This window comes from Stenotrophomonas sp. STM01 (assembly GCF_014852135.1).
Taxonomy (GTDB): domain Bacteria; phylum Pseudomonadota; class Gammaproteobacteria; order Xanthomonadales; family Xanthomonadaceae; genus Stenotrophomonas; species Stenotrophomonas capsici.
This window is the reverse complement of record NZ_JACVBA010000001.1, coordinates 1046669-1067258: the sequence shown is the minus strand read 5'-3', so window position 1 is coordinate 1067258 and position 20590 is coordinate 1046669. Positions and strand designations below refer to the sequence as shown.

At 65.3% G+C, this 20590-nt stretch carries 23 protein-coding genes and 1 tRNA gene; 16 read left to right on the top strand and 8 right to left on the bottom strand.

Translation table 11 applies throughout. The annotated features are described in order from the left end of the window. Nucleotides 1–52: 52 nt before the first annotated feature. The 7 genes from mltG to IB227_RS18595 all read left to right on the top strand — a co-directional run bounded on the left by mltG (nt 53) and on the right by IB227_RS18595 (nt 6082). Nucleotides 53–1114, top strand: a complete 1062-nt coding sequence (gene mltG / locus IB227_RS04905; protein WP_192287274.1) for an endolytic transglycosylase MltG — start codon at nt 53–55, stop codon at nt 1112–1114. After that, the gene (gene tmk / locus IB227_RS04900) at nt 1111–1779 is read left to right on the top strand and encodes a dTMP kinase (protein ID WP_192286523.1); all 669 of its coding nucleotides are present in this window, start codon (nt 1111–1113) and stop codon (nt 1777–1779) included. Before mltG ends, tmk begins: the two co-directional genes overlap by 4 nt. Then, entirely contained in the window at nt 1772–2731 is a 960-nt protein-coding gene (locus tag IB227_RS04895; protein WP_192286522.1) for a DNA polymerase III subunit delta', read from the top strand. The genes tmk and IB227_RS04895 overlap by 8 nt, the downstream gene beginning before the upstream one ends. Further along, the gene (locus IB227_RS04890; protein ID WP_192286521.1) at nt 2728–3081 is read left to right on the top strand and encodes a PilZ domain-containing protein; all 354 of its coding nucleotides are present in this window, start codon (nt 2728–2730) and stop codon (nt 3079–3081) included. The genes IB227_RS04895 and IB227_RS04890 overlap by 4 nt, the downstream gene beginning before the upstream one ends. Nucleotides 3082–3144: 63 nt before the next feature. Beyond that, nucleotides 3145–3219, top strand: a tRNA-Val gene (locus IB227_RS04885). A gap of 970 nt (nt 3220–4189) precedes the next feature. Next, nucleotides 4190–5149, top strand: a complete 960-nt coding sequence (locus tag IB227_RS04875) for a hypothetical protein (RefSeq protein WP_192286519.1) — start codon at nt 4190–4192, stop codon at nt 5147–5149. 129 nt (nt 5150–5278) lie between these two features. After that, nucleotides 5279–6082 carry a HEPN domain-containing protein gene (locus IB227_RS18595; RefSeq protein WP_192286518.1) on the top strand — a complete coding sequence of 268 codons (804 nt, stop codon included), beginning with the start codon at nt 5279–5281 and terminating at the stop codon, nt 6080–6082. A 23-nt stretch (nt 6083–6105) separates the two neighbouring features. On the opposite strand, the gene IB227_RS04865 is transcribed toward IB227_RS18595, so the two are convergent. Next, nucleotides 6106–6483 carry a hypothetical protein gene (locus IB227_RS04865; protein ID WP_225591588.1) on the bottom strand — a complete coding sequence of 126 codons (378 nt, stop codon included), beginning with the start codon at nt 6481–6483 and terminating at the stop codon, nt 6106–6108. Between the two features lie 191 nt (nt 6484–6674). Beyond that, nucleotides 6675–6821, bottom strand: coding sequence for a hypothetical protein (locus IB227_RS04860; protein ID WP_192286517.1), 147 nt, complete (start codon nt 6819–6821; stop codon nt 6675–6677). 267 nt (nt 6822–7088) lie between these two features. On the opposite strand from IB227_RS04860, the gene IB227_RS04855 reads away from it, so the two are divergent. From IB227_RS04855 to IB227_RS04835, 5 genes are all read left to right on the top strand, one after another. Further along, nucleotides 7089–7508 (top strand): VOC family protein, encoded by a 420-nt coding sequence (locus tag IB227_RS04855; protein WP_192286516.1) that lies wholly within the window; start codon nt 7089–7091, stop codon nt 7506–7508. A gap of 127 nt (nt 7509–7635) precedes the next feature. Continuing rightward, nucleotides 7636–8040, top strand: a complete 405-nt coding sequence (locus IB227_RS04850) for a DUF4304 domain-containing protein (RefSeq protein WP_192286515.1) — start codon at nt 7636–7638, stop codon at nt 8038–8040. A gap of 299 nt (nt 8041–8339) precedes the next feature. Continuing rightward, nucleotides 8340–8759 (top strand): GNAT family N-acetyltransferase, encoded by a 420-nt coding sequence (locus tag IB227_RS04845; protein WP_132864784.1) that lies wholly within the window; start codon nt 8340–8342, stop codon nt 8757–8759. 305 nt (nt 8760–9064) lie between these two features. Next, nucleotides 9065–10090 (top strand): DUF4105 domain-containing protein, encoded by a 1026-nt coding sequence (locus tag IB227_RS04840; protein ID WP_192286514.1) that lies wholly within the window; start codon nt 9065–9067, stop codon nt 10088–10090. Next, entirely contained in the window at nt 10087–12039 is a 1953-nt protein-coding gene (locus IB227_RS04835) for an alpha/beta fold hydrolase (RefSeq protein WP_192286513.1), read from the top strand. The genes IB227_RS04840 and IB227_RS04835 overlap by 4 nt, the downstream gene beginning before the upstream one ends. A 66-nt stretch (nt 12040–12105) precedes the next feature. On the opposite strand, the gene IB227_RS04830 is transcribed toward IB227_RS04835, so the two are convergent. From IB227_RS04830 to IB227_RS04810, 5 genes are all read right to left on the bottom strand, one after another. Beyond that, a complete protein-coding gene (locus IB227_RS04830; RefSeq protein WP_132864781.1) occupies nt 12106–12513 on the bottom strand; it encodes a hypothetical protein in 408 nt (135 codons plus the stop codon). 72 nt (nt 12514–12585) lie between these two features. Continuing rightward, on the bottom strand, nt 12586–13959 hold the full coding sequence (locus tag IB227_RS04825; RefSeq protein WP_192286512.1) for an ATP-binding cassette domain-containing protein: 1374 nt from the start codon (nt 13957–13959) through the stop codon (nt 12586–12588). A 269-nt stretch (nt 13960–14228) separates the two neighbouring features. Further along, complete coding sequence (locus tag IB227_RS04820; protein WP_132864779.1) at nt 14229–14687, bottom strand: DUF4426 domain-containing protein; 459 nt, start codon at nt 14685–14687, stop codon at nt 14229–14231. A gap of 25 nt (nt 14688–14712) precedes the next feature. Continuing rightward, nucleotides 14713–15558, bottom strand: coding sequence for a pyrroline-5-carboxylate reductase (gene proC / locus IB227_RS04815; RefSeq protein WP_192286511.1), 846 nt, complete (start codon nt 15556–15558; stop codon nt 14713–14715). An 18-nt stretch (nt 15559–15576) separates the two neighbouring features. Beyond that, nucleotides 15577–16254: a YggS family pyridoxal phosphate-dependent enzyme gene (locus IB227_RS04810; RefSeq protein ID WP_192286510.1), complete on the bottom strand. Its 678-nt coding sequence runs from the start codon at nt 16252–16254 to the stop codon at nt 15577–15579. An 82-nt stretch (nt 16255–16336) separates the two neighbouring features. Here IB227_RS04810 and IB227_RS04805 point away from each other — a divergent pair, with 82 nt between their 5' ends. Next, on the top strand, nt 16337–17374 hold the full coding sequence (locus IB227_RS04805; RefSeq protein WP_132864776.1) for a type IV pilus twitching motility protein PilT: 1038 nt from the start codon (nt 16337–16339) through the stop codon (nt 17372–17374). 114 nt (nt 17375–17488) lie between these two features. Beyond that, entirely contained in the window at nt 17489–18619 is a 1131-nt protein-coding gene (locus IB227_RS04800) for a PilT/PilU family type 4a pilus ATPase (RefSeq protein ID WP_132864775.1), read from the top strand. Nucleotides 18620–18945: 326 nt separating this feature from the next. Here IB227_RS04800 and IB227_RS04795 read toward each other — a convergent pair whose 3' ends face one another. After that, nucleotides 18946–19482, bottom strand: coding sequence for a DNA-3-methyladenine glycosylase I (locus tag IB227_RS04795; protein WP_192286509.1), 537 nt, complete (start codon nt 19480–19482; stop codon nt 18946–18948). Between the two features lie 78 nt (nt 19483–19560). Here IB227_RS04795 and IB227_RS04790 point away from each other — a divergent pair, with 78 nt between their 5' ends. Together IB227_RS04790 and ruvX are read left to right on the top strand one after the other, a co-directional pair. Continuing rightward, nucleotides 19561–20127 carry a YqgE/AlgH family protein gene (locus IB227_RS04790; protein WP_192286508.1) on the top strand — a complete coding sequence of 189 codons (567 nt, stop codon included), beginning with the start codon at nt 19561–19563 and terminating at the stop codon, nt 20125–20127. Beyond that, nucleotides 20120–20587, top strand: a complete 468-nt coding sequence (ruvX, locus tag IB227_RS04785; RefSeq protein ID WP_192286507.1) for a Holliday junction resolvase RuvX — start codon at nt 20120–20122, stop codon at nt 20585–20587. Before IB227_RS04790 ends, ruvX begins: the two co-directional genes overlap by 8 nt. The last annotated feature ends 3 nt before the right edge of the window (nt 20588–20590 follow it).

Below are 20590 nucleotides of genomic sequence, written 5' to 3'. Positions count from 1 at the left end.
GTTGCCGGCCACGCGGTATCCTGCGCACCGGATTGAATTGATCGGGGTGACCATGGCGGGTGCCAAGCGCGGATGTCTGGCAGTGCTGGCGGTGGTGGTATTGCTGGTGGCATTGGCCGGCGCTGCGGGTGTAGCGCTGGTGTGGGTGCGGCAGGTGGATTTCGCCGTGACCCCGGTGACCCCGAGCCAACCCAGCGTGGTGGTCGCTTCCGGCGATTCGTTCAGTACCGTGCTCGGCAAGCTGCGCGCGGCCGGCATCGACGAAGGCCATGACCTGCAATGGCAGTGGCTGGCGCGGGAGCTGGATGCGGCCGGCAAGATCAAGGTCGGCGAGTACGCGCTGGAACCGGCGCCCACCCCGGAGGCCCTGCTGCGCAACATGCGCCAGGGCAAGGTGCTGCAGTACCGGGTGACCATCGTCGAGGGTTGGAACATCCGCCAGCTGCGCGCCGCGCTCAACCGCGCCGACCCGCTGCGGCACACCACCACCGAGATGAGCGACAGCGCGCTGATGGCGGCGCTGGGCTTCCCTGACCAGCACCCGGAAGGGCGCTTCCTGCCGGAAACCTACGTCTACCAGCGCGGTGACACCGACGTGGACGTGCTCAAGCGCGCCCATGCCGCGATGGAGAAGGAGCTGGCCGCGGCCTGGGCCGACCGTGTCGATGACCTGCCGCTCAGCTCGCCGTACGAGCTGCTGACGCTGGCATCGATCATCGAGAAGGAAACCGGCCTGGCCAGCGAGCGCCCGCAGATTGCCGGGGTGTTCGCCCGTCGCCTGAAGATGGGCATGCGCCTGCAGACCGACCCGAGCGTGATCTACGGCATCGGCAGCGCCTACGACGGCAACATCCGCAAGGTGCACCTGACCACCGACACGCCCTACAACACCTACACGCGCGCCGGCCTGACGCCGACGCCGATCGCGATGCCGGGCCGTGATGCTCTGCACGCCGCCGCCCGGCCGGCGGCAGGGGATGCGCTGTACTTCGTCGCCGTGGGCGACGGCAGTGGCGCGCATGCGTTCTCGGCTACCTATGCCGAACACAACGCCGCGGTCGCACGCTACCTGCAGCGGCTGCGCGGGAAGAACAACGAGGCAGTACAACAATGAACCAAGCGTTGCTCCGGCATCCGCGTTTCGTCAGCCTGGAAGGCGGCGAGGGTGCCGGCAAGACCACGGCGATCAACGCCATCCGCGACCTGCTGCGGGCACAGGGCCATGAAGTGGTGTTGACCCGCGAGCCGGGCGGCACGCCGTTGGCCGAGCGCATCCGCGGGCTGGTGCTGACGCCGGATGCGGAGATCGCCGGCGAGCCGCTGTCGCCGGAAGCCGAGCTGCTGCTGGTGTTCGCCGCGCGCGCCCAGCATGTGCGGCAGGTGATCCGGCCGGCCCTGCAGCGCGGCGCGTTCGTGGTCAGCGACCGCTTCACCGATTCCAGCTACGCCTACCAGGGCGCCGGCCGCGGCCTGGACCCGCAGTGGATCGCCGACCTGGAAAAGCGCGCCGTTGGCCTGCAGCCGGGGCTGACCCTGCTGCTGGACGTGGACGTGGCCGTCGGCCGCGCCCGCGCCAATGGCCGCGACCTGTGGCCGGACCGCATCGAGACCGAGCAGGACGACTTCTTCCAGCGCGTGCGTGCGCAGTTCCGCCAGCGCGCCCAGAACGACCCGCAGCGCTTCAGCCTGATCGACGCCAGCCAGGACCAGGCCGGCGTCGCCGCCCAGGTGCGCGGCGCGGTCAGCCACTGGCTTGAACAGGAGCGCGTGCATGAGTGAGCCCTTCGCCCCCTGGCAGCAACGCGCCTATGACCAGACCGTGGCCGCGCTCGACGCCGGGCGGCTGGGCCACGGCTTGCTGATGTGCGGGCCGGCGGGCATGGGCAAGCGCGCGGTGGCCTTGAAGCTGGCCGAGCACGTGCTTGGTCATGGCGTTGATGCCGCCGCCCGGCAGCGCAATGCCCAGCTCATTGCCGCCGGCACCCACCCGGACCTGCAGCTGACCTCGTTCATCCCGAACAAGACCGGCGACAAGCTGCGCACCGAGATCGTCATCGAGCAGATCCGCGAGATCTCGCAGAAGCTGGCGCTGACCCCGCAATACGGGGTGGCGCAGGTGGTGATCGTCGACCCGGCCGATGCAATCAACCGCGCCGCCTGCAACGCCCTGCTCAAGACGCTGGAAGAACCGGCGCCCGGCCGTTACCTGTGGCTGGTGAGCGCCGACCCGGCGCGGCTGCCGCAGACCATCCGCAGCCGCTGCCAGCGGCTGGAGTTCCGGCTGCCGCCGCGCGAGGAAGCGCTGGCCTGGCTGCAGGCACGCGGCTACACCGAGGGCGTCTCGCGCGAGGCGCTGGATGCCGCGCGCGGCCACCCGGCGCTGGCCGACCGGTGGCTGCAGGGCGAGGGCATGGCCCTGCGCCGGCAGGTGGCCAGCGAGCTGGAACAGCTGTCGTTGGGCAAGCTGGGCAGCGTCGAGCTGGCCCAGCGCTGGACCGGCGATGAGCACGCCGATCTGCGCCTGCGCCATGCCGCCGACCTGGCCCTGAAGAAGGCTGCCGACGGCTTGACCGATCCGGCGCGATTGAACAAGCTGGCCGCCTGGTTTGATGCGGCCAACCGCACCCGCGACCTGCTGCGCACCACGGTGCGCGCCGACCTCGCCGTGGTGGAGCTGCTGCTGGCGTGGAACGCGGCCAACCAGATGCAATCCAAGGGGACCAATCGATGAGTGCGATGAACGCACGCCAGGGCATCCTGTCGCTGGCAGTGAAGGACAAGGCCGCGCTGTACAGCGCCTACATGCCGTTCGTGAAGAACGGCGGTGTGTTCGTGCCCACGCCCAAGCGCTACTTCCTGGGCGATGAAGTGTTCCTGCTGCTGACCCTGCCGGACTCCAGCGAGCGCCTGCCGGTGGCCGGCAAGGTGGTCTGGGTGACCCCGCTGGGCGCGCAGGGCAACCGCCAGGCCGGCATCGGCGTGCAGCTGGCCGACGGCGTGGACGGCGAGGGCATCCGCAACAAGATCGAGACGCTGCTGGCCGGCACCTCGGGCTCGGACAAGCCCACGCAGACGATGTGAAGATTGTTTGTGAAAACCGTTGACGTGCTCGCTCAAGCCCCTATAATGAGCGGCTCGCAACACGGGCGGTTAGCTCAGCGGTAGAGCATTGCCTTCACACGGCAAGGGTCACAGGTTCGATCCCTGTACCGCCCACCATAAAAATCAAAGTGTTGCAGAAGAACCGGCGAAAGCCGGTTTTTTCGTAAGTGCAGAGTAAGTGCGGCTCTCGTTTCTATGCTTTTGCCTGCGGGCATTACGCGAGATGTCTGGAAGAACTCTGCCGATGGCGCTCAAGCTCTGATTTAATCAGCGTCGGCTTTGACTGAGTCAGTTCTAGCAACTAGGACTGTTCCTGCCGCTCTCGAACAGGGGCTTCTCGTTCCGGGTTGAAGGGGCGGGCTATATGTTCCCGTCCTCCGCTTCGGTTCGAATGCCGGCTCATTTGCGATGTGAATTCTCCATGCCATTATTCGCACTCACTCGTGTGGGGAGAGTGTGAGGTGACAGACCAGTGGCCTACCCAGTCTTGCGGTTGGCATGAGCTTGCGAGCTTTGACGATCTGAATGCAATGACCTTGTATTGCGCCAATTTGGGTGTAGGCCACGTGGGGGCTGTCCAAAGGGTTCGCCCGTTGTCTGTCGGAGTTGGTCGGGGCCACGCCTTCAGCAATATTCATGGGTACGGTCCGTTTCCGCTCCACACAGACACAGCCTTTTGGTCAGTTCCAGCCCGCTTTGTATTAATGCAAGCGCAAACAGCAAGCTCGACACCGACAGTGATACTTGGCCCGGAACACGTAGCGCGCCTCCTTTCGCATGCGTGCGCTTCGCGCGCGATATTTCGAAGCAAGCGGATAGGAGGTGCCATCTATTGCAGCCCATTGTTGGATCATGTTGTGCCCGGATCGGTTCGCTACGATCCAGCTCATATGGAGCCAGCCAACAATGCTGCGCGGGACTTCGTTGCGCTAGTTGAAGAGCAACGTGCTAGCAGTTCAATCATTTTCCATTGGACTGGCAACAATGCCGTGCTGATCGACAACTGGCTATGCTTGCACGGACGTGAGGCTGTAGATGCTTCCGACTGTGAAAGATCGATCTTGAGGATGTACCTAGGGGGACGGCAATGAGTTGGGATAAAGATTCACTTTGGCAGAAGTCTGTTCTCTTTCTGGATCGAGCCTTTAAAGAGGATCGGGAGGGGGATGTTTTCCCCCTATGGGCATCAATGGGGCTGGAGCTGCTCTGTCGCGCTGCCGTCGCCAATGTGAGCCCTCTCCTGCTCGCGGAACCAGAGAAGGATCAGAGGCATGCGCTGCATATTCTCGGATATGGAACCGCAAACCCTAAGTCAGTGAACACGACACAAGTACTTGGCCTCTGCAAAGTGCTCATTACCAAGTTCACGGAAGATGAGGTGAGACTTGCTCAAACACTTAGTGGACGGAGAAATGAAGAGTTGCATACGGGTTCTGCAGCTTTCGCTACTTTCCCAGTACAGGATTGGCTTCCTGGATTCTTCCGTACCTGCTCGATCCTCTCAGAATCGCTGGGCTACGCTCTCGATGATTTGCTAGGCCCTGACGAAGCTAATGCAGCCAATGCGACCCTCGGTGAGGCAGAGAAGAACCTCGTTGGCGCAGTGAAGGCGGACATTGCTGCGCATGCGACGGTGTTCGTTGCGAAGCCGGAGGTAGAACGCGCGGAACTCGTCGAGAAGGCGCGGGTTTCAGGCGATGAACTGGCACACCAGCGGCACCATAGGGTTGAGTGTCCTGCTTGCAAGTCAGTGGCAACAGTCCAAGGGGATGACGTTGGTAAACAGCGTGTGGAGCATGGTGACGGCTTCATTACTGTTAGGCAGACAGTCCTTCCGACACGGTTTATGTGCTCTGCATGCGGGCTTCGGCTCGTTGGATACCAAGCCTTGCGCGCTGCAGGGGTCGCAGATCACTTTACTAGGAGATCCGAGTTCAGTCCGAGTGACTATTACGAACTGATTGACCCGGAGGACAGCTCTGCAATGGATGCCTACATGCGAAACTATGCGGAGCAACATGACTACTATCAGTTCAACAATGATTGAAGCGAGAGTAGTGCATCGTTTCGAAAGGCTGCCCATGTTGCTTTCCTCGACCTTTTGGGTGGCGCGCTTATGTACATTGGCTTGATTGGTGTCCGCTTGGACTCCGAAGTGGTGAACCTAGGGGGTGGAGTGAATCTTCGTGCCGCCTATGCACATCGATTCCAGACAGCCAATTTCGCCTTTGCGCCGCCGCTCAAAGCTGGGTCACATCATCCTGGGCCGTGGATGAGCTTTCCGTTGGGCGGCGGTGGGGACATACTGGCTGAGCTTGTCGTGCCTGATGCTTTGGCAGAAACTCAAGGCGAGCGCCAATTGATCGCCATGACTATCGTGACGTTGCTCAGGCTTTGGTGCGATCCAGATATCGAAGTTGCATTTGAGTCTCTAGTCGCGACCGCTGAACTAGCTGCAAAGGGGAAGTCTGGCGATCTGAGAGTCATTCAAAGCCGCTCGAGGCCAGTTCGATTCGCTGTTGATAGATCTGATTCGCTTCACTTTTCATCCAGCAGTGCCAGCTGGGTTGCAGATCATTGGTCCGCTGCCGTACGGCTTCGAATGCGGTCGCCTGAGTTCTCGCTTCTTTTGGACACTTTTGAGACCGCACAAATCATGCCGAGTAAGGCAATGATGCTCGTCTCTATGTGGGGCGCCTTAGAGGCAGTTTTCACCGCTGAGAAATCGGAGCTTCGGTTTCGCGTATCTTGCAACGTAGCCGCATATCTTGAGGAAGCCGGCGATGAGCGGGCGGCGCTACAAAAGAAGGTGCTCAAGCTGTATGACGCTCGTTCCGCAGCTGCACATGGCAGCAACAAGTTCTCCGACGAGGCCCTGCTGGCCACGGTTGATTTATACAGGCGGGTTCTGTTCCGAATCATTGAAAGCGGCTCGCTTCCTGATAAAGGATTTCTGGAGCGTCGATTGTTTGGAGGGTGAGCTCCGTTGCTTTTGCTCATTTGCTAGTGGAAGAAATGCTCGTCTTGGTCTTCTTCGCCCTGGGGATGATCCACCTTCGACTCGTCAGTGGGTGTGGCGCCGAGTTTCGACAGCATTGCGCTGAGCGCGTGCATTGCTGATATTCCCAGCTCTGGGTCGGTTTCCATTCTTGCGGCGAGGATGCTCACTTGTCGCAGTAGCAAGCGATGCGAGACGTTGAGCCATGGCATGTTTTCGGCGCATTCCTTCCACACCTTCACCTCGGCTGGTGTCATCCCCTTATATGGCGTTCCGACGAGGCTAGGGTTGGTTGGCTCCTTGCGGCCTTTGTAGCGGCCAGAGTCTTTCAGCGTTGCGCCAGATACTTTGGCTTTCTTGGTGGGGGTTCGTGGCTTGGCCATGGTGCTCCTAGGGCGAGAGACCCCATATTTTCAATTGCGGATGCGTGAAGAAAGGAGGGCGCACGTGTCGGAAGGGGAGGCCTTTGAGCTTTGGCCTCCCCCTCCCTGCGTCAGGTCACGCGGTGCCCTTCAGAAAGTTCCGCGCCTTGGCTGCCGGTGTTGTTGCGGACACCGTCGGCTGGTCCTGTGCCTTACTCGTCTCCCGTCACGCCGTTGATGAGGGTGACGGCCTTGGGATATGCGGATGCCACGTCCAGGCGGGTGTGGCAGATGAAGCCCCCTTCGCCGGTCTCGGCATACAGCTCTTTCAACAGCTGGATCGACACCGACTCGCGCATGTAGATGGTGAAGAGCGAGAAGCCGCCGACTTAGATGGCGGCCGCACTGTCTGCGGTGCCCGCCGTCTAGTTGGTCGGGATCTGGCTAGTTGCGAAAACATGGGTCAGAGTACGATTTCGACTGTCTTCTAATCGAAAATAGCCGGCAATAATTGCTGCTGGTACCAACCCGCCGCAGCAATTGCACGAGAAAGCTCAGCATGCCCCGCATCCACCACGACAGGCTGAGTTGGATCAATGCAGAATAGCCCCCCACAGGAGCCTTCCATGCCAAACCCCTTCGTCGTGCAGCGAATCGATCACGTGGTGTTCCGGGTGAGTGACCTGGAGCGGAGCATCGGCTTCTACGGGGCCGTGCTCGGTTGCGAGGTTGTCCGACGGCGTGAGCATCTGGGGCTTGTCCATCTGCGTGCCGGTGCGTCGATGATCGACCTGGTGAGCCTGGACGGTCCGCTGGGGTCGCGCGGTGGCGCGGCGGCCGGGAAGGAGGGGCGGAATGTCGATCATCTGTGCCTGCGCATCGAGCCGTTCGATGAGGCCCGCCTTGTCGCTCACCTTGAACAGCACGGCGTCTCGGCGGTGGGCAAGACCGAGGTCAATTTCGGTGCCGAGGGCGATGGCCTTTCGCTGTACTTCCTCGACCCGGACGGGAACACGATCGAGCTGAAGGGGCCGTCGGAAAACTGAGGGGCGATTTGTTTCCGGGAACAGGGGGCAGAGCCAGGTGCATGTTGGCAAAGGCGCCTGTACCGGGGTCTGATTGCGGCAATGGTTCATGAAGGGATGCGACTGCGTGATAACCCCCGGCCAACTGATGGCTATTTCAATCAAGAAAGTTCTGCTGCCCGCGTTGCGCCAACTCGGCTTCGGCGGCAGCGGCGCGGCTCACTTCGTTCGCGCCAGTGACGCTCACCGCGACTTCCTGTCGATCCAGTACTGGACGTATGGCGGCAGCTTCATCCTGGAGTTCAGCCGCGTTCCCGCGGCTTGGGTTGATCCGGAGTCCGGCGAAGTGCCGAAGAGGGTGTTCGAGACGGACCCGCTGTTGAGAAAGCGCCTGATCGATACCGAGCAGCACAAGGATTTCCGCGGCTTCAGCTTCAAGGCTTTCGGCAGCGAGCAGAGCCGTTACGACCAGTTGGCGGCGTCCGTTGTTGCGCTGTTGCCGCAGATCGAGGCGTGGCTGGAGGACGGGATCCAAGGGCCGAATATCCACTGAAATGCGGTGTCACCCTGCGGGTCTGCGGCGGACGGTGGTGTTGAAACCGCTTGGCCGGCGTCAGCGGGTCGCGTAGCCGGCAAGCGCAGCGCAGGGGTGCCATGACGCATGCGGGTGCGAGGCACCCACTCTGACTTGCAGGCCGCGTGCTCGGAACGTAGAGCGTCCGGGTGCCGTGCGTTCCCTCGAACGAGTGGTGCTGGGCGCTAGGCTTGGCGACCCACCGACGTCACATCGACTTCAGGCGCCAGTCGGCGTCTACTTGCATCTCCGTCTTTCTCCAATCGCGAGTGCAATGAATGAATCCTTCGGCTTCCTATTCCTGCCTGCTGCAGACGCCTTCGGTGCAGACGTACCGCGCGCTTCGGGTGGGTGCCGGGTTGAGTGCCAAGAGCGATGCGGCGGCCGAGCGCGGCTTGCCCAATACCTTGTTCGCGGTGCAGGTGCTGCACGGCGATGAGGTGATCGGGATGGGGCGGGTGATCGGTGATGGCGGCTGTTTCTACCAGGTGGTGGATATCGCGGTGCTGCCCGCGCACCAGGGGCAGGGGCTGGGCAAGCGGATCATGGGCGAGATCATGAAGTACATCGAGGCCGAGGTGCCGGCCAGTGGCTATGTCAGCTTGATCGCAGATGGGCAGGCGCAGGACCTGTATGCGCAGTTCGGGTTTGTCCTCACCGCCCCGCGGTCGGTGGGAATGGCGTACCTGCGGCGCTAACCGGGGCAAGGTGCGCAGCGGGATTGCCGGTCCCGGTGCGTCGGGTGTATCCGGGCTGCGTTGCGAGGGGAATGGCCGTTGTTTTGTCCCGGCCTCCGGGTCTGGAACGCCGGTTCCCGTTCGGCGGGCAGGGCCCGGGGCGGTTTCACTCGGCTTTCCGCATTCAGCAGGCTATCTTTACGCCCGCCCGCGAGGGGCCGGTGTCCCTGGCCTGACGGGCAGGGTATTCCAGGGCGGTGGGTAGCCGCCGATAGCCAGTGCACGGTCGTGCGGAGGTGGGTGTGGTCCAGGAAGGGAAGCAGCGCATGCGCCGCGTGTTGGGTGGTGTGGGCGGAGCGTTGTTGGCGCTGTGTTGCCTGTTGGTGGGTATCTGGGGCGGCTTCGCGCTGTGGTACCAGTTCCCCGGGAGCGTGGTGGCGCGGGTAGTGGCGATCCTGGTGTGGTGCGTGCCCAGCGTATGGGCGGTGCGCGCCGGTTTTTCACCCCGGCGGCGCTGGCATTCGCTGGCGGTGTTCGGCGGGGTGTTCGCGCTGATGCTGGCGTGGTGGTCGACCATCACCCCGCAGCAGGACCGTGACTGGGCCGACGACGTGGCCCAGCCGCTGCACGCGCGCATCGAGGGCGACCGGCTGGTGATCGACAACGTGCGCGACTTCCAGTGGCGCAGCAAGACCGATTACGACGTGCGCTGGGAACGGCGCGAGTACGACCTGTCGCAGGTGCAGTCGGTGGACATGATCCTGTCCTACTGGATGGGCCCGGCCATCGCCCACACGCTGGTGTCCTTCGGCTTCGCCGATGGCCGGCAGCTGGTGTTCTCGCTGGAGATCCGCAAGGAGCAGGGGGAGTCGTTCTCGGCGCTGGGCGGGTTCTTCCGCAAGTTCGAGGCGGTGCTGGTGGCCTCGGACGAGCGCGACATCGTGCAGGTGCGCAGCAACGTGCGCGGCGAGGATGTCTACCTGTACCGGCTGCAGGGGCTGACACCGGAGAAGATGCGCGAGCTGCTGCGCTTCTACGTGGAGCGCGGGCAGGCGCTGGAGCAGGCCCCGGCGTTCTACAACACGCTTACCAGCAACTGCACCACGGTGGTGTTCGAGCTGATGCGACGCATCGTGCCGGGCCTGCCGCTGGATTACCGCTTGTTGGCCTCCGGCTACCTGGCCGAATATGCGCAGGATGTCGGCGGGCTGACCCCGGGTGTTCCCTACGAACACCTGCACCGGCTTGGCCGCATCACCCAGCGGGCACGCCAGGCCGATGATGGCCCCGATTTCTCGGCACGGATACGCCAGGGCGTACCCGGCATCTCCCCCCAAGGAAACGTTCCATGAGTCCCACTGCGCAAGCATGGATGCGCCGGCTGCTGCCGGTGATGGCGGTCGCGGCGCTGCTGCTGTCCAGCGGCTGCGCGATGGTGAAGATGAAGTCGGTCACGGCCACCGACCACGTGGCGCTCAAGCGCGGCGACATCCTGACCGACGGCAAGCTCAGCGCACTGTCGCAGGAAGCGCTGTCGGTGATCGGCCTGACCGCCAGTGCCTGCGGCAAGGACCTGCCGGCCTGCCGGCAGACCGTGGCGACCATCGACGGGCTGCAGACCGAGCAACGGCTTTCGACGCTGGCCGAGCTGTGGATGCAGGAGGCCCTGGCGGTCACGCCCAAGTCCAAGCCCGGGCAGGCGCCGGAGCTGTCGCCCGCGGCACTGGACGCCTGGCTGGAGACGGCGCGCTATTCGTATGCGTACCTGTTCTTCAGTGGCCGCACGCCGGCGCAACGGGCACTGGAAGACCGCCTCACCCAGGTGCGTGACTACTACAACTACGCCACCGAGCAGGCCTCGTCGGTGGTGTTCCAGCGCAGCAAGGCGCGGGCGCTGGAAGGCGAGGACCTGACCAAGCCGGTGCAGGTGGACCGCTGGACCATCCGCAGCGAGTTCGACCAGCTCAACCTGACCGGCATCCCCAGCCAGCTGGTGGCCGCCTCGTCGGTGAGCTTTGCCGGCCTGCGCAGTTCCTACCGTCGCGACGGCTTTGGCGCAGAGCTGGTGGTGGTGCTGGAGAAAGCGCCGCTGGCGGTGCCGGTGGAAGGCGAGGGCGGGCCGACCCTGCCGGTGTTCAGCGAGATGCCGGCGATCAACGCGACCACGCTGCTGTACTTCAGCGGTGACACGCTGGAGGAAGTACTGGCCACGCGCGACATCCGCCTGGAGGCGTACTCGCCCGACCTCACCAGCACCATCATGCTGCGCGGCCAGGAAGTGCCGCTGGCGGCGAACTTCACCGCCGCCTACGGCGTGTGGCTCGCCCAATCGGGGTTCGCCACCGAGTCGTTGCGCACGCTGTTTGGCCGCGGCGAGGGCATCCGCGAGCCGCATATCTACCTGATGCAGCCGTACGATCCGAACCGCCGCATCATCTTCATGCTGCACGGGTTGGCCAGCAGCCCGGAGGCCTGGGTGAACCTGGCCAACGAGATCATGGGCGACCCGGAAATGCGCCGGCACTACCAGGTGTGGTCGGTGTATTACCCGACCAACGCGCCGATCGCGTTGAACCGGTACACGGTGAGCAACGCGTTCAACCAGACCTTGAAGCACTTCGACCCCAACGGCACCGCGCCGGCCACGCATGACATGGTGTTCATCGGCCACAGCATGGGTGGGGTGATCGCGCGGCTGATGCTCAGCAGTTCCGGCGATGTGCTGTGGAACGACGCGGTGCAGCGCTTCAAGCTGGAGGGCGAGCGGCTGACGCGGGTGCAGGGCCGGCTCGGGCCGCTGCTGAACTTCACCCCGCAGCCGAACGTGGAGCGGGCGATCTTCATCGCGTCCCCGCACAAGGGCACTGATGCGGCGGGCAACCGGCTGGGGCGGATGATCGGCCGGCTGGTGCGGTTGCCGTTCACCATCCTGGGCAAGTTCGGCGAAGTGTTCCTGGAGCTGCAGGAGCCCGGCGAGGCCGGCAAGAAGCCGAAGGAACCGCAGGTCGGCAACAGCATCGAGAACCTCAAGGCCAGCGACCCCTTCATCCAGAAGTCGGCGGACCTGCCGATCGCGCCGGGCCTGAAGTACCACTCGATCATCGCCCAGCGCAAAGCCGACGTGCCCACCGCGCAGTCCGATGACGGGCTGGTGCCGTACTGGAGCGCGCACCTGGACGGTGCGCTGTCGGAGAAGGTGGTGATCTCCGGCCACAGCGTGCAGGAAACCCCGGAGGCGGTGCTGGAAGTACGGCGCATCCTGCGCGAGGACCTGCGCGAGGTGGACGGCGTGCAGCACTGAGAGCGCCATCTCCGGCATCAACGAACAAGGCCACCGCGAGGTGGCCTTGTTCGTTGCGCAAGCGGATCAGATGGCCGCTTCGATGCCCGGCATCGCAAGCCGCGAGCGGGTCAGTGCCATGCCCAGGTTGGCGGTGCGGCGGCAGACGAACACCATCACGTAGTCCGGGTAGCGCTTGCCGCGCATGAAGATGTGGATCAGGTTCTCGCTGTTGACGATGATTTCCTGGAAGTAATGTGCGCCTTCCTGTTCCTGCAGGCCGCGGGCGCGGCGGAACATCTGCTCGATGCTGCGGATGTTCGGGCCCTGGTACAGGTCGGCGGTGGCGGCGGCGACCAGGTCCAGCACTTCGCGCGGATGCGAATCGACGGTACGGACCGAGAGCAGCATGCCGGAGCTGATGTCGACGTAGCCGGCGGCCACGCATTCGGGAACGGAGGCAACGGCCTGTTGCAGGGTGGTATCGAGGGACATGGGGTGGTTCCTTGAGGGGGAGGCAAACGCAATGCGCGCGGGCCGGGGAGGCCCGCGTGCGGAAAGGGAGGGTCAGCAGGCGCGGATCAGCAGGTTTTCTTCGAGGGCGTGCAGCAGGTCTTCCTGCTCGCGCGATTGCACGAAGCCCGGTTCCAGGGTGCGCAGGCGGCGCAGCGCTTCGTCGGCGGTGAGCCCTTCGCGGACCAGCCATGCCGCCAGCACCATGCCGGTGCGGCCGAGCCCGGCCAGGCAATGCACGGCGACGACTTCGCCCTCGCGCAGCATCACTTCGATCTTGGCCAGCAGCAGCTTGGCCCACAGCAGCGGCGGTGCGCCGCGGTCGGCGATGCCCAGGTGGTAGCTGCGCAGGCCGTGCGGGGCCAGCAGCGCGTCGGGCATCGGGTTTTCGGTCAGGTTGACCAGCACGGTGACGCCCATGCCGCGCAGCAGCGCCAGGTCGTGGTCGGGTGCGAACACCACACCCGGCATCGGGCAACCGGCGAGCTTGCCGGGTACCAGCCAATGGAAGCCATTGGGGCCACGGCGCGACGGCGTCGCCGACAGGCGGACCGGTTGCACCACGGGTGCCGGAGCGGGTGGCGGCGCAACCTCCGCTGAGGGAGCGACCTGCAGCGGGGTAGGGGCTGGCACGTTGTCGGCCAGTTCCTCGGCGCGCGCGTCCGGCGCCGGCACATGGCAGCTGCCGGTGCGCAGGAACTGCGCCAGTACCGGGTGCTGCATGGCGTTGCTGAAGAAGGCGGCCGTGTCGGCATCCACCTGCACGTGGCCGCCGGCCAGCAGGATCACCCGCGAGGCGATGCGACGGGCCTGGCCCTGGTGGTGCAGGGTGACCAGGCAGGCATGGTCACGGCCCAGGCGCTCGATGAGGCCGAGCACGACCTCGGCCTCGTGTGGCTCCAGCTCGCTGGTGGGCTCGTCGATCAGCAGCAGCGGGCTGCCGCTGAAGGCCGCGCGGACGATGGCCAACTGGCGGGCAAGCACGCGCGGCAGGTCGATGACCCTGTGCGACAGGTGCTCGACCAGGGCGTCGGCGGCCAGTGCCTGCAGGCGCGCGACGATGTCCTCGCGCAGGATGTGCTGGCTGCCCCCGGGATGCTGGCGCAGTGCGGCGGCCAGGTTTTCCTGCACGCTGAAGCCCAGTTCGCGTGGTTGCTGGTGGACCAGCACCGGCGGTCGTTGCGCGGCCTCCAGCGGTGCGCCGTTGAACAGCAGTCGCCCCCAGCGTTCGCCATGGGCGTTGTGCTGGCCGGACAGCGCCTGCAGCAGCGAGGACTTGCCGGTGCCACCGGGACCCATCAGCACCACGATGCCGGGGCCGTCCAGGGTCAGGTCGAGGTGGGCCAGCACCGTACGGCGGCCACGGCTCATGCCCCAGCCTTCCAGCTGCAGCAACGAGGGGACAGCAGTTTGAACAGGGGAGGTCATGGAACCTTGTCCGACGCAGACCGCATCCGGCGGGCGCGGGCGGAAGAGGGAAAGGCGGGCAGTATGGTTTGCCTCAAATCCCTGTCAATTTGACTTTGTGTTGACGCGCATCAACATCCGTGAATAGGGAGGGGGCGCCGGGTGTTGTCCGAAAGCCCTGCTATCCAATTGATGTGGAAGGGAAAAGGTGGCTGGCCGATAGGTCATGGCCTTGTCCTGCCAATGTCATCCGGCCGGCCCCGACGTCACATTTCCGGTTTCGGCCGGATTCAGAAATTTCGCGCGAAACGCACCGTCCCCTGCGCGGTTGGCGCAGCCACCTGCAGTTCCAGCCGCAGCTGGTCGCGGGGATGGGCATCGAGCACGCCGATCAGGTCGGTATAGGGGCCGGTCCGGACTTCACGCAGCAGCACCTGCTGGCGTTGGCCGGACAGGTCGGTCGCGGTGGCCTGCACGCTGCCGCCGGCCGGCAGCTCCTCGCCGTTGCTGAGCTGGCGCAGCGCGACCACCAGCAGGGCGCGGTCGGCTTCGCGGTTGACGCCGTAGCTGCGGGCGACTGCCTCGTTCATGGCCAGCGTGGGCAGCAGGTTGTAGTGCACGCGCAGGCTGCCCAGGTCGGCATGCCCCGGTTGTGGCTGCACCGGCGAGGCCGGGCGCGGGGTTTCCTGCGCCGAGCAGGCGGCCAATGACAGCACGGCGGACAACAGCAGCAGCGGGAACCGGGACATGCGGACCTCCGGGTGGGCGGTGGGGTCAGTCGTTGGCGGCGGAGAGCTCGCGGCCACGTCGGGTGGCCGCGTCGATGGCGCGGGCGGTCAGTGCTTCGAAGCCGCCGGCCTGGAAGGTCTCGATGGCGGCCTGGGTGGTGCCTCCCGGCGAGGTGACGCGGCGGCGCAGCTCGGCCGGCGCCTCGCCGGCTTCGGTGAGCATGCGCGCGGCACCGAGCACGGTATCCAGCACCAGCGTGCGCGCCGCCTCGGCGGGCAGGCCCTGCTCGAGCGCGGCCGCCTCCATCGCCTCGGCCAACAGGAACACATAGGCCGGACCGCTACCGGACACGGCGGTCACCGCATCCATCCTGGCTTCCTCGTCGATCCACACCGTGCGCCCGGCGCTGGCCAGTACCTGTTCGGCCTGCGCGTGCTGGCTGGCCGAGACGCGTGCGTTTGCGAACAGCCCGGTCACGCCGGCACCGAGCAGGGCCGGGGTGTTGGGCATGGCGCGTACGACCGCCTGGTCGCCGCCCAGCCAGCGGTCCAGCTGCCCGGCGGTGATGCCGGCGGCAATCGAGACCACCACCGGCTGCCGTGCCGCGGCGTGGGCGGCCAGCTCGCCGCAGACCGCACGCATCACCTGCGGCTTGACCGCCATCAACCACAGCCCGGCCTGGCCGGCGGCACCGGCGGCGTCCTCGTGGACATTCACGCCGAAGTCCTGCTGCAGTGCCTCGCGCAGCGCCTGCACCGGCTCGGCGACGTGGATGCGGGGGGCCGGCATGCCGCGCCGGACCAGCCCGGCGATCAGGCTGCGGGCCATGTTGCCGCCGCCCACGAAGGCGATGTCGGTGTCGGGAAGGGCGGCGTGCGGCGTGCTGGTCATCGTGGAATCTCGGTTGGATCAGGGAGTCGGGCGTTGGCCGAACAGCGCGGTACCCACCCGCACCATGGTCGAACCGGCGGCGATGGCCTCGGCGAAATCGCTGCTCATGCCCATCGACAGAGTATCCACGTGGGCATGGCGGGCGGCCAGCGCGTCGAACAGGCCGCGCATGCGGGTGAAGGCGGCCTGGCGCCTGTCGTGCTCGGGGAACGGGGCCGGGATGGCCATCAGGCCGCGCAGGCGCAGCCGCGCGTGCGCGGCGATGGCCTCGGCCAGCGCCGGGACCTGCGCCGGCTGGCAGCCGTGCTTGCTGTCCTCGTCGTCGATGTTCACCTGGATCAGCACATTCAGCGGCGGCAGCGCCGGCGGCCGATGCCGTGCCAGGGCCTCGACCAGCTTGGGCCGGTCCACGGTCTGCACCCAGTGGAAGCTACGCGCGGCCACCTCGGCCTTGTTCGACTGCAGGTGGCCGATCAGGTGCCATTCCAGCGCCAGCGCGGCCAGCTCCTGGATCTTGGTGGCCGCTTCCTGCACGTAGTTTTCACCGAACGCGCGCTGACCTTGTGCGGCCAGCGCGGCGATCGCCGCGGCCGGCTGCAGCTTGGAAACGGCCAGCAGGCGGACCGGCTGGCCAGGCCGGGAAACAGCGTCGATCTGCTGCTGGAGTGAGGCCAGGGACACGGTTTGCAAAGACATCAACCTCTTACGCGGGAAGGCTATACTGCCCGCCAGGGGAAACACCTTCCAGATACTCGCAACGCAGGGGACATAGCGGCGTATGGATATCGCTGAACTTTTGGCGTTCTCGGTCAAGAACAAGGCCTCGGACCTCCATCTCTCGGCCGGCTTGCCGCCGATGATCCGTGTCGACGGTGACGTCCGTCGCATCAACATTCCCGCGCTGGACCACAAGCAGGTGCACGCGCTGGTCTACGACATCATGTCGGACAAGCAGCGGCGCGACTTCGAAGAGTTCCTCGAGGTCGACTTCTCCTTCGAGATCCCGTCGCTGGCGCGCTTCCGCGTCAATGCCTTCAACCAGAACCGCGGCGCCGGTGCGGTGTTCCGTACCATTCCCTCCGAAGTGCTCACGCTGGAAGACCTTGGCTGCCCGCCGATCTTCCGCCAGCTGATCGAGCAGCCGCAGGGCCTGATCCTGGTGACCGGGCCGACCGGCTCGGGCAAGTCGACCACGCTGGCGGCGATGATCGACCACATCAACAAGAACGAATACGGCCACATCCTCACCGTCGAGGACCCGATCGAATTCGTGCACACCTCGCAGAAGTGCCTGATCAACCAGCGCGAAGTGCACCGCGACACGCACGGCTTCAACGAGGCCCTGCGCTCGGCGCTGCGTGAAGACCCGGACATCATCCTGGTCGGCGAATTGCGTGACCTGGAAACCATCCGCCTGGCGCTGACCGCCGCGGAAACCGGCCACCTGGTGTTCGGCACCCTGCACACCAGCTCGGCGGCCAAGACCATCGACCGTATCATCGACGTGTTCCCGGCCGGCGAGAAGCCGATGGTGCGCTCGATGCTGTCCGAATCGCTGCGCGCGGTGATCTCGCAGGCGCTGTTGAAGAAGGTGGGCGGCGGCCGTATCGCCTCGCACGAAATCATGGTGGCCACCCCGGCCATCCGCAACCTGATCCGCGAAGACAAGGTGGCGCAGATGTATTCGTCCATCCAGACCGGTCAGCAGGTGGGCATGCAGACCCTGGACCAGAACCTGCAGGACCTGGTCAAGCGCAGCCTGATCACCCGCAATCAGGCCAAGGAATACGCCAAGGACAAGCGGCTGTTCGAGTAAGCAGGCAAGGCGGGGCAGGGGCCCGGCAACGGTGCATGGCACCGGCCGCAACCTGCCTCCAGTCGTCGCAACCCTGTTTCGTGACCACCCTTATTGGCTCCGAGGGAGCATGCCATGAGCACCATTGATTTCACCTCGTTCCTCAAGCTGATGGCGCACCAGAAAGCGTCGGACCTGTTCATCACCGCCGGCATGCCGCCGTCGATGAAGGTCAACGGCAAGCTGTCGCCGATCACCCAGACCCCGCTGACCAGCCAGCAGAGCCGCGACCTGGTGCTGAACGTGATGACGCCGGCACAGCGCGAGGAATTCGAGAAAACCCACGAGTGCAACTTCGCCATCGGCGTGTCCGGCGTGGGTCGCTTCCGCGTGAGCTGCTTCTACCAGCGCAACCAGGTGGGCATGGTGCTGCGTCGCATCGAGACGCGCATTCCCACCGTGGAGGAGCTGAACCTGCCGGCGGTGATCAAGACGCTGGCCATGACCAAGCGCGGCATCATCCTGTTCGTCGGCGCCACCGGCACCGGCAAGTCGACCTCGCTGGCGGCCATGATCGGCTACCGCAACCAGAACTCCAGCGGCCACATCATCACCATCGAGGACCCGATCGAATTCGTGCACAAGCACGAAGGCTGCATCGTCACCCAGCGTGAAGTGGGCATCGACACCGACAGCTGGGAAGCGGCGCTGAAGAACACCCTGCGCCAGGCGCCGGACGTGATCATGATCGGCGAAATCCGTACCCGCGAGGGCATGGACCACGCCATCGCCTTCGCCGAAACCGGTCACCTGGTGCTGGCCACGCTGCACGCCAACAACGCCAACCAGGCGATGGACCGCATCATCAACTTCTTCCCGGAAGACCGCCGCAACCAGCTGTTGATGGACCTGTCGCTGAACCTCAAGGGCGTGGTCGCGCAGCAGCTGGTGCCCAAGCCCGATGGCAAGGGCCGCCGCGTGGCGATGGAAATCCTGCTGGGCACGCCGCTGGTGCAGGACTACATCCGCGACGGCGAGATCCACAAGCTCAAGGAAGTGATGAAGGACTCGGTGCAACTGGGCATGAAGACCTTCGACCAGAGCCTGTTCGAGCTGTACCAGGCCGGCGAGATCAGCTACGACGACGCACTGCGCTACGCCGACTCGCAGAACGAGGTGCGCCTGCGCATCAAGCTCTCCCAGGGGGGCGATGCCAAGACCCTGTCGCAGGGTCTGGATGGTGTGGAGATCGCCGAGGTCCGTTGAGGGCTGGAGGCGAGTGGAAAGGCCGGTCCTGCGGAAGCGGGACTGGCCTTTTTGTTTTGGAATATTGCGCGAACGGCGTACCCCTCCCCAACCCTCCCCTTGCTGCGCAAAGGGAGGGGGCTGTTCCTGCGATCGATCAGGCGGCAGCAACACCATTTTCTGCGCAGTAATGCGGCCTCTCCCCCTCCCTTTGCGCAGCAAGGGGAGGGTTGGGGAAGGGTGCTCTTCGCTCGATTTCCCCGCGAAGCAAAGGGGGCGGCCGGGAAGGGGGGAGGCGCTTTCCAGCCCATCCCCGCTTCGCGGCTGAATCCGCTCCTACCCGGTCTTCAGCCCTTCAACCACTTCGGCTTGAGCTTCAGCACGCGCGCATGCACCGGGCAGCTTTCGTGGTGCGCACCGGGCAGGTAGCCCAGGCTCATCAGGAACTCGCCGGTGATCTCGCCGCCGGTGAAACGGAAGGTCTTCTTGAACAGCTTCACCCATTCGGCCTTGCTCAACGGGTGGTGCGCGTCCAGCCAGGCCGAGAAGCCGCCATGGGATCGGCGCAGCCCTTGGATCACCTGCGCGTTGTGGATCGCGGCCTGCACCTTGAGCCGGTTGCGGATGATCGCTGCATCACCCATCAGGCGGGCCACGTCGGCCTCGCCGTAGGCGGCCACGGTGTCCACGTCGAAGCCGTCGTAGGCGGCACGGAAACCCTCGCGCTTGCGCAGGATGGTTTCCCAGCTGAGCCCGGCCTGGTTGATCTCCAGCAGCAGGCGCTCGAACAGCTCGCTTTCCGCGTGCTGCGGAAAGCCGTACTCATGGGCGTGGTAATGGTCGTGAACGGGATGGCCGGGAGCGATGTCGCAGTACGTGGGCATGGGCGCGGATCAGCAGGGACGTGGCCCGATTATCGCCGCTGCACGCCCCGGACACGCGTAACCGCTAGAATGTGCGCCATGTCCGCGCTGTCCCTGCCCCTGTCCAACCACCTGCTGGTCGCCCTGCCGTCCCTGGCCGATGGCACGTTCGCGCGCAGTGTCGCGCTGATCTGCCAGCACGACGAGAACGGCGCCATGGGCGTGGTCGTCAACCAGGCCTCCGATTTCACGCTGGGCGAGGTCTTCGAACAGATGGAGATCGACTGCGACGACGGCGACCTGCGCGCGGTGCCGGTGCTCAATGGCGGGCCGGTGCATACCGAGCGTGGCTTCGTCATCCATGACGACGCGCGCGGTTGGGATTCCAGCCTGACCGTTGCCGACGGCCTGTACCTGACCACCTCGCGCGACATCCTTGAGGCCATGGCCATCGGCCAGGGGCCGCGCAACGCGCTGGTGACCCTGGGCTGCGCCGGCTGGGGGGCCGGGCAACTGGAACAGGAACTGGCCGACAACAGCTGGCTGACCGTTCCGGCCGATGCCGCGCTGCTGTTCGCCACGCCGCTGGAAGAACGCTGGCAGCTGGCCGCCGCGCGGATCGGCGTGGACCTGTTCCGCCTGACCGGGTACAGCGGCCGTGCCTGAGCCGGCCCGCCTGTCCACCGACAGCACCGTACTCGGCTTCGACGTCGGCTCGCGCCGCATCGGCGTGGCCATCGGCAGCGCCTTCGGCGTCGGTGCACGCGCCATCGCCGTGGTTGACGTGCATGCCAACGGACCGGACTGGGCCGCGCTGGACCGCCTGCACAAGGAGTGGCGGCCGCAGGGCCTGATCGTCGGCGACCCGCTGACCCTGGAAGGCGAGGACCAGCCCAACCGCAAGCGCGCGCATGCCTTCGCCCGGCAGTTGCAGCAGCGCTACAAGTTGCCGGTGCTGCTGGTTGACGAGCGCTCCAGCTCGGTCGAGGCCGCGCACCGCTTTGCGGTGGAACGTGCCGAAGGCCGCAAGCGCCGCCGCGATGCCGCCAATCTTGATGCCGTGGCCGCCGCGGTCATCATCGAGCGCTGGCTGTCGGCCCCGCACGACGCCACCCCCATTTCCTGACTG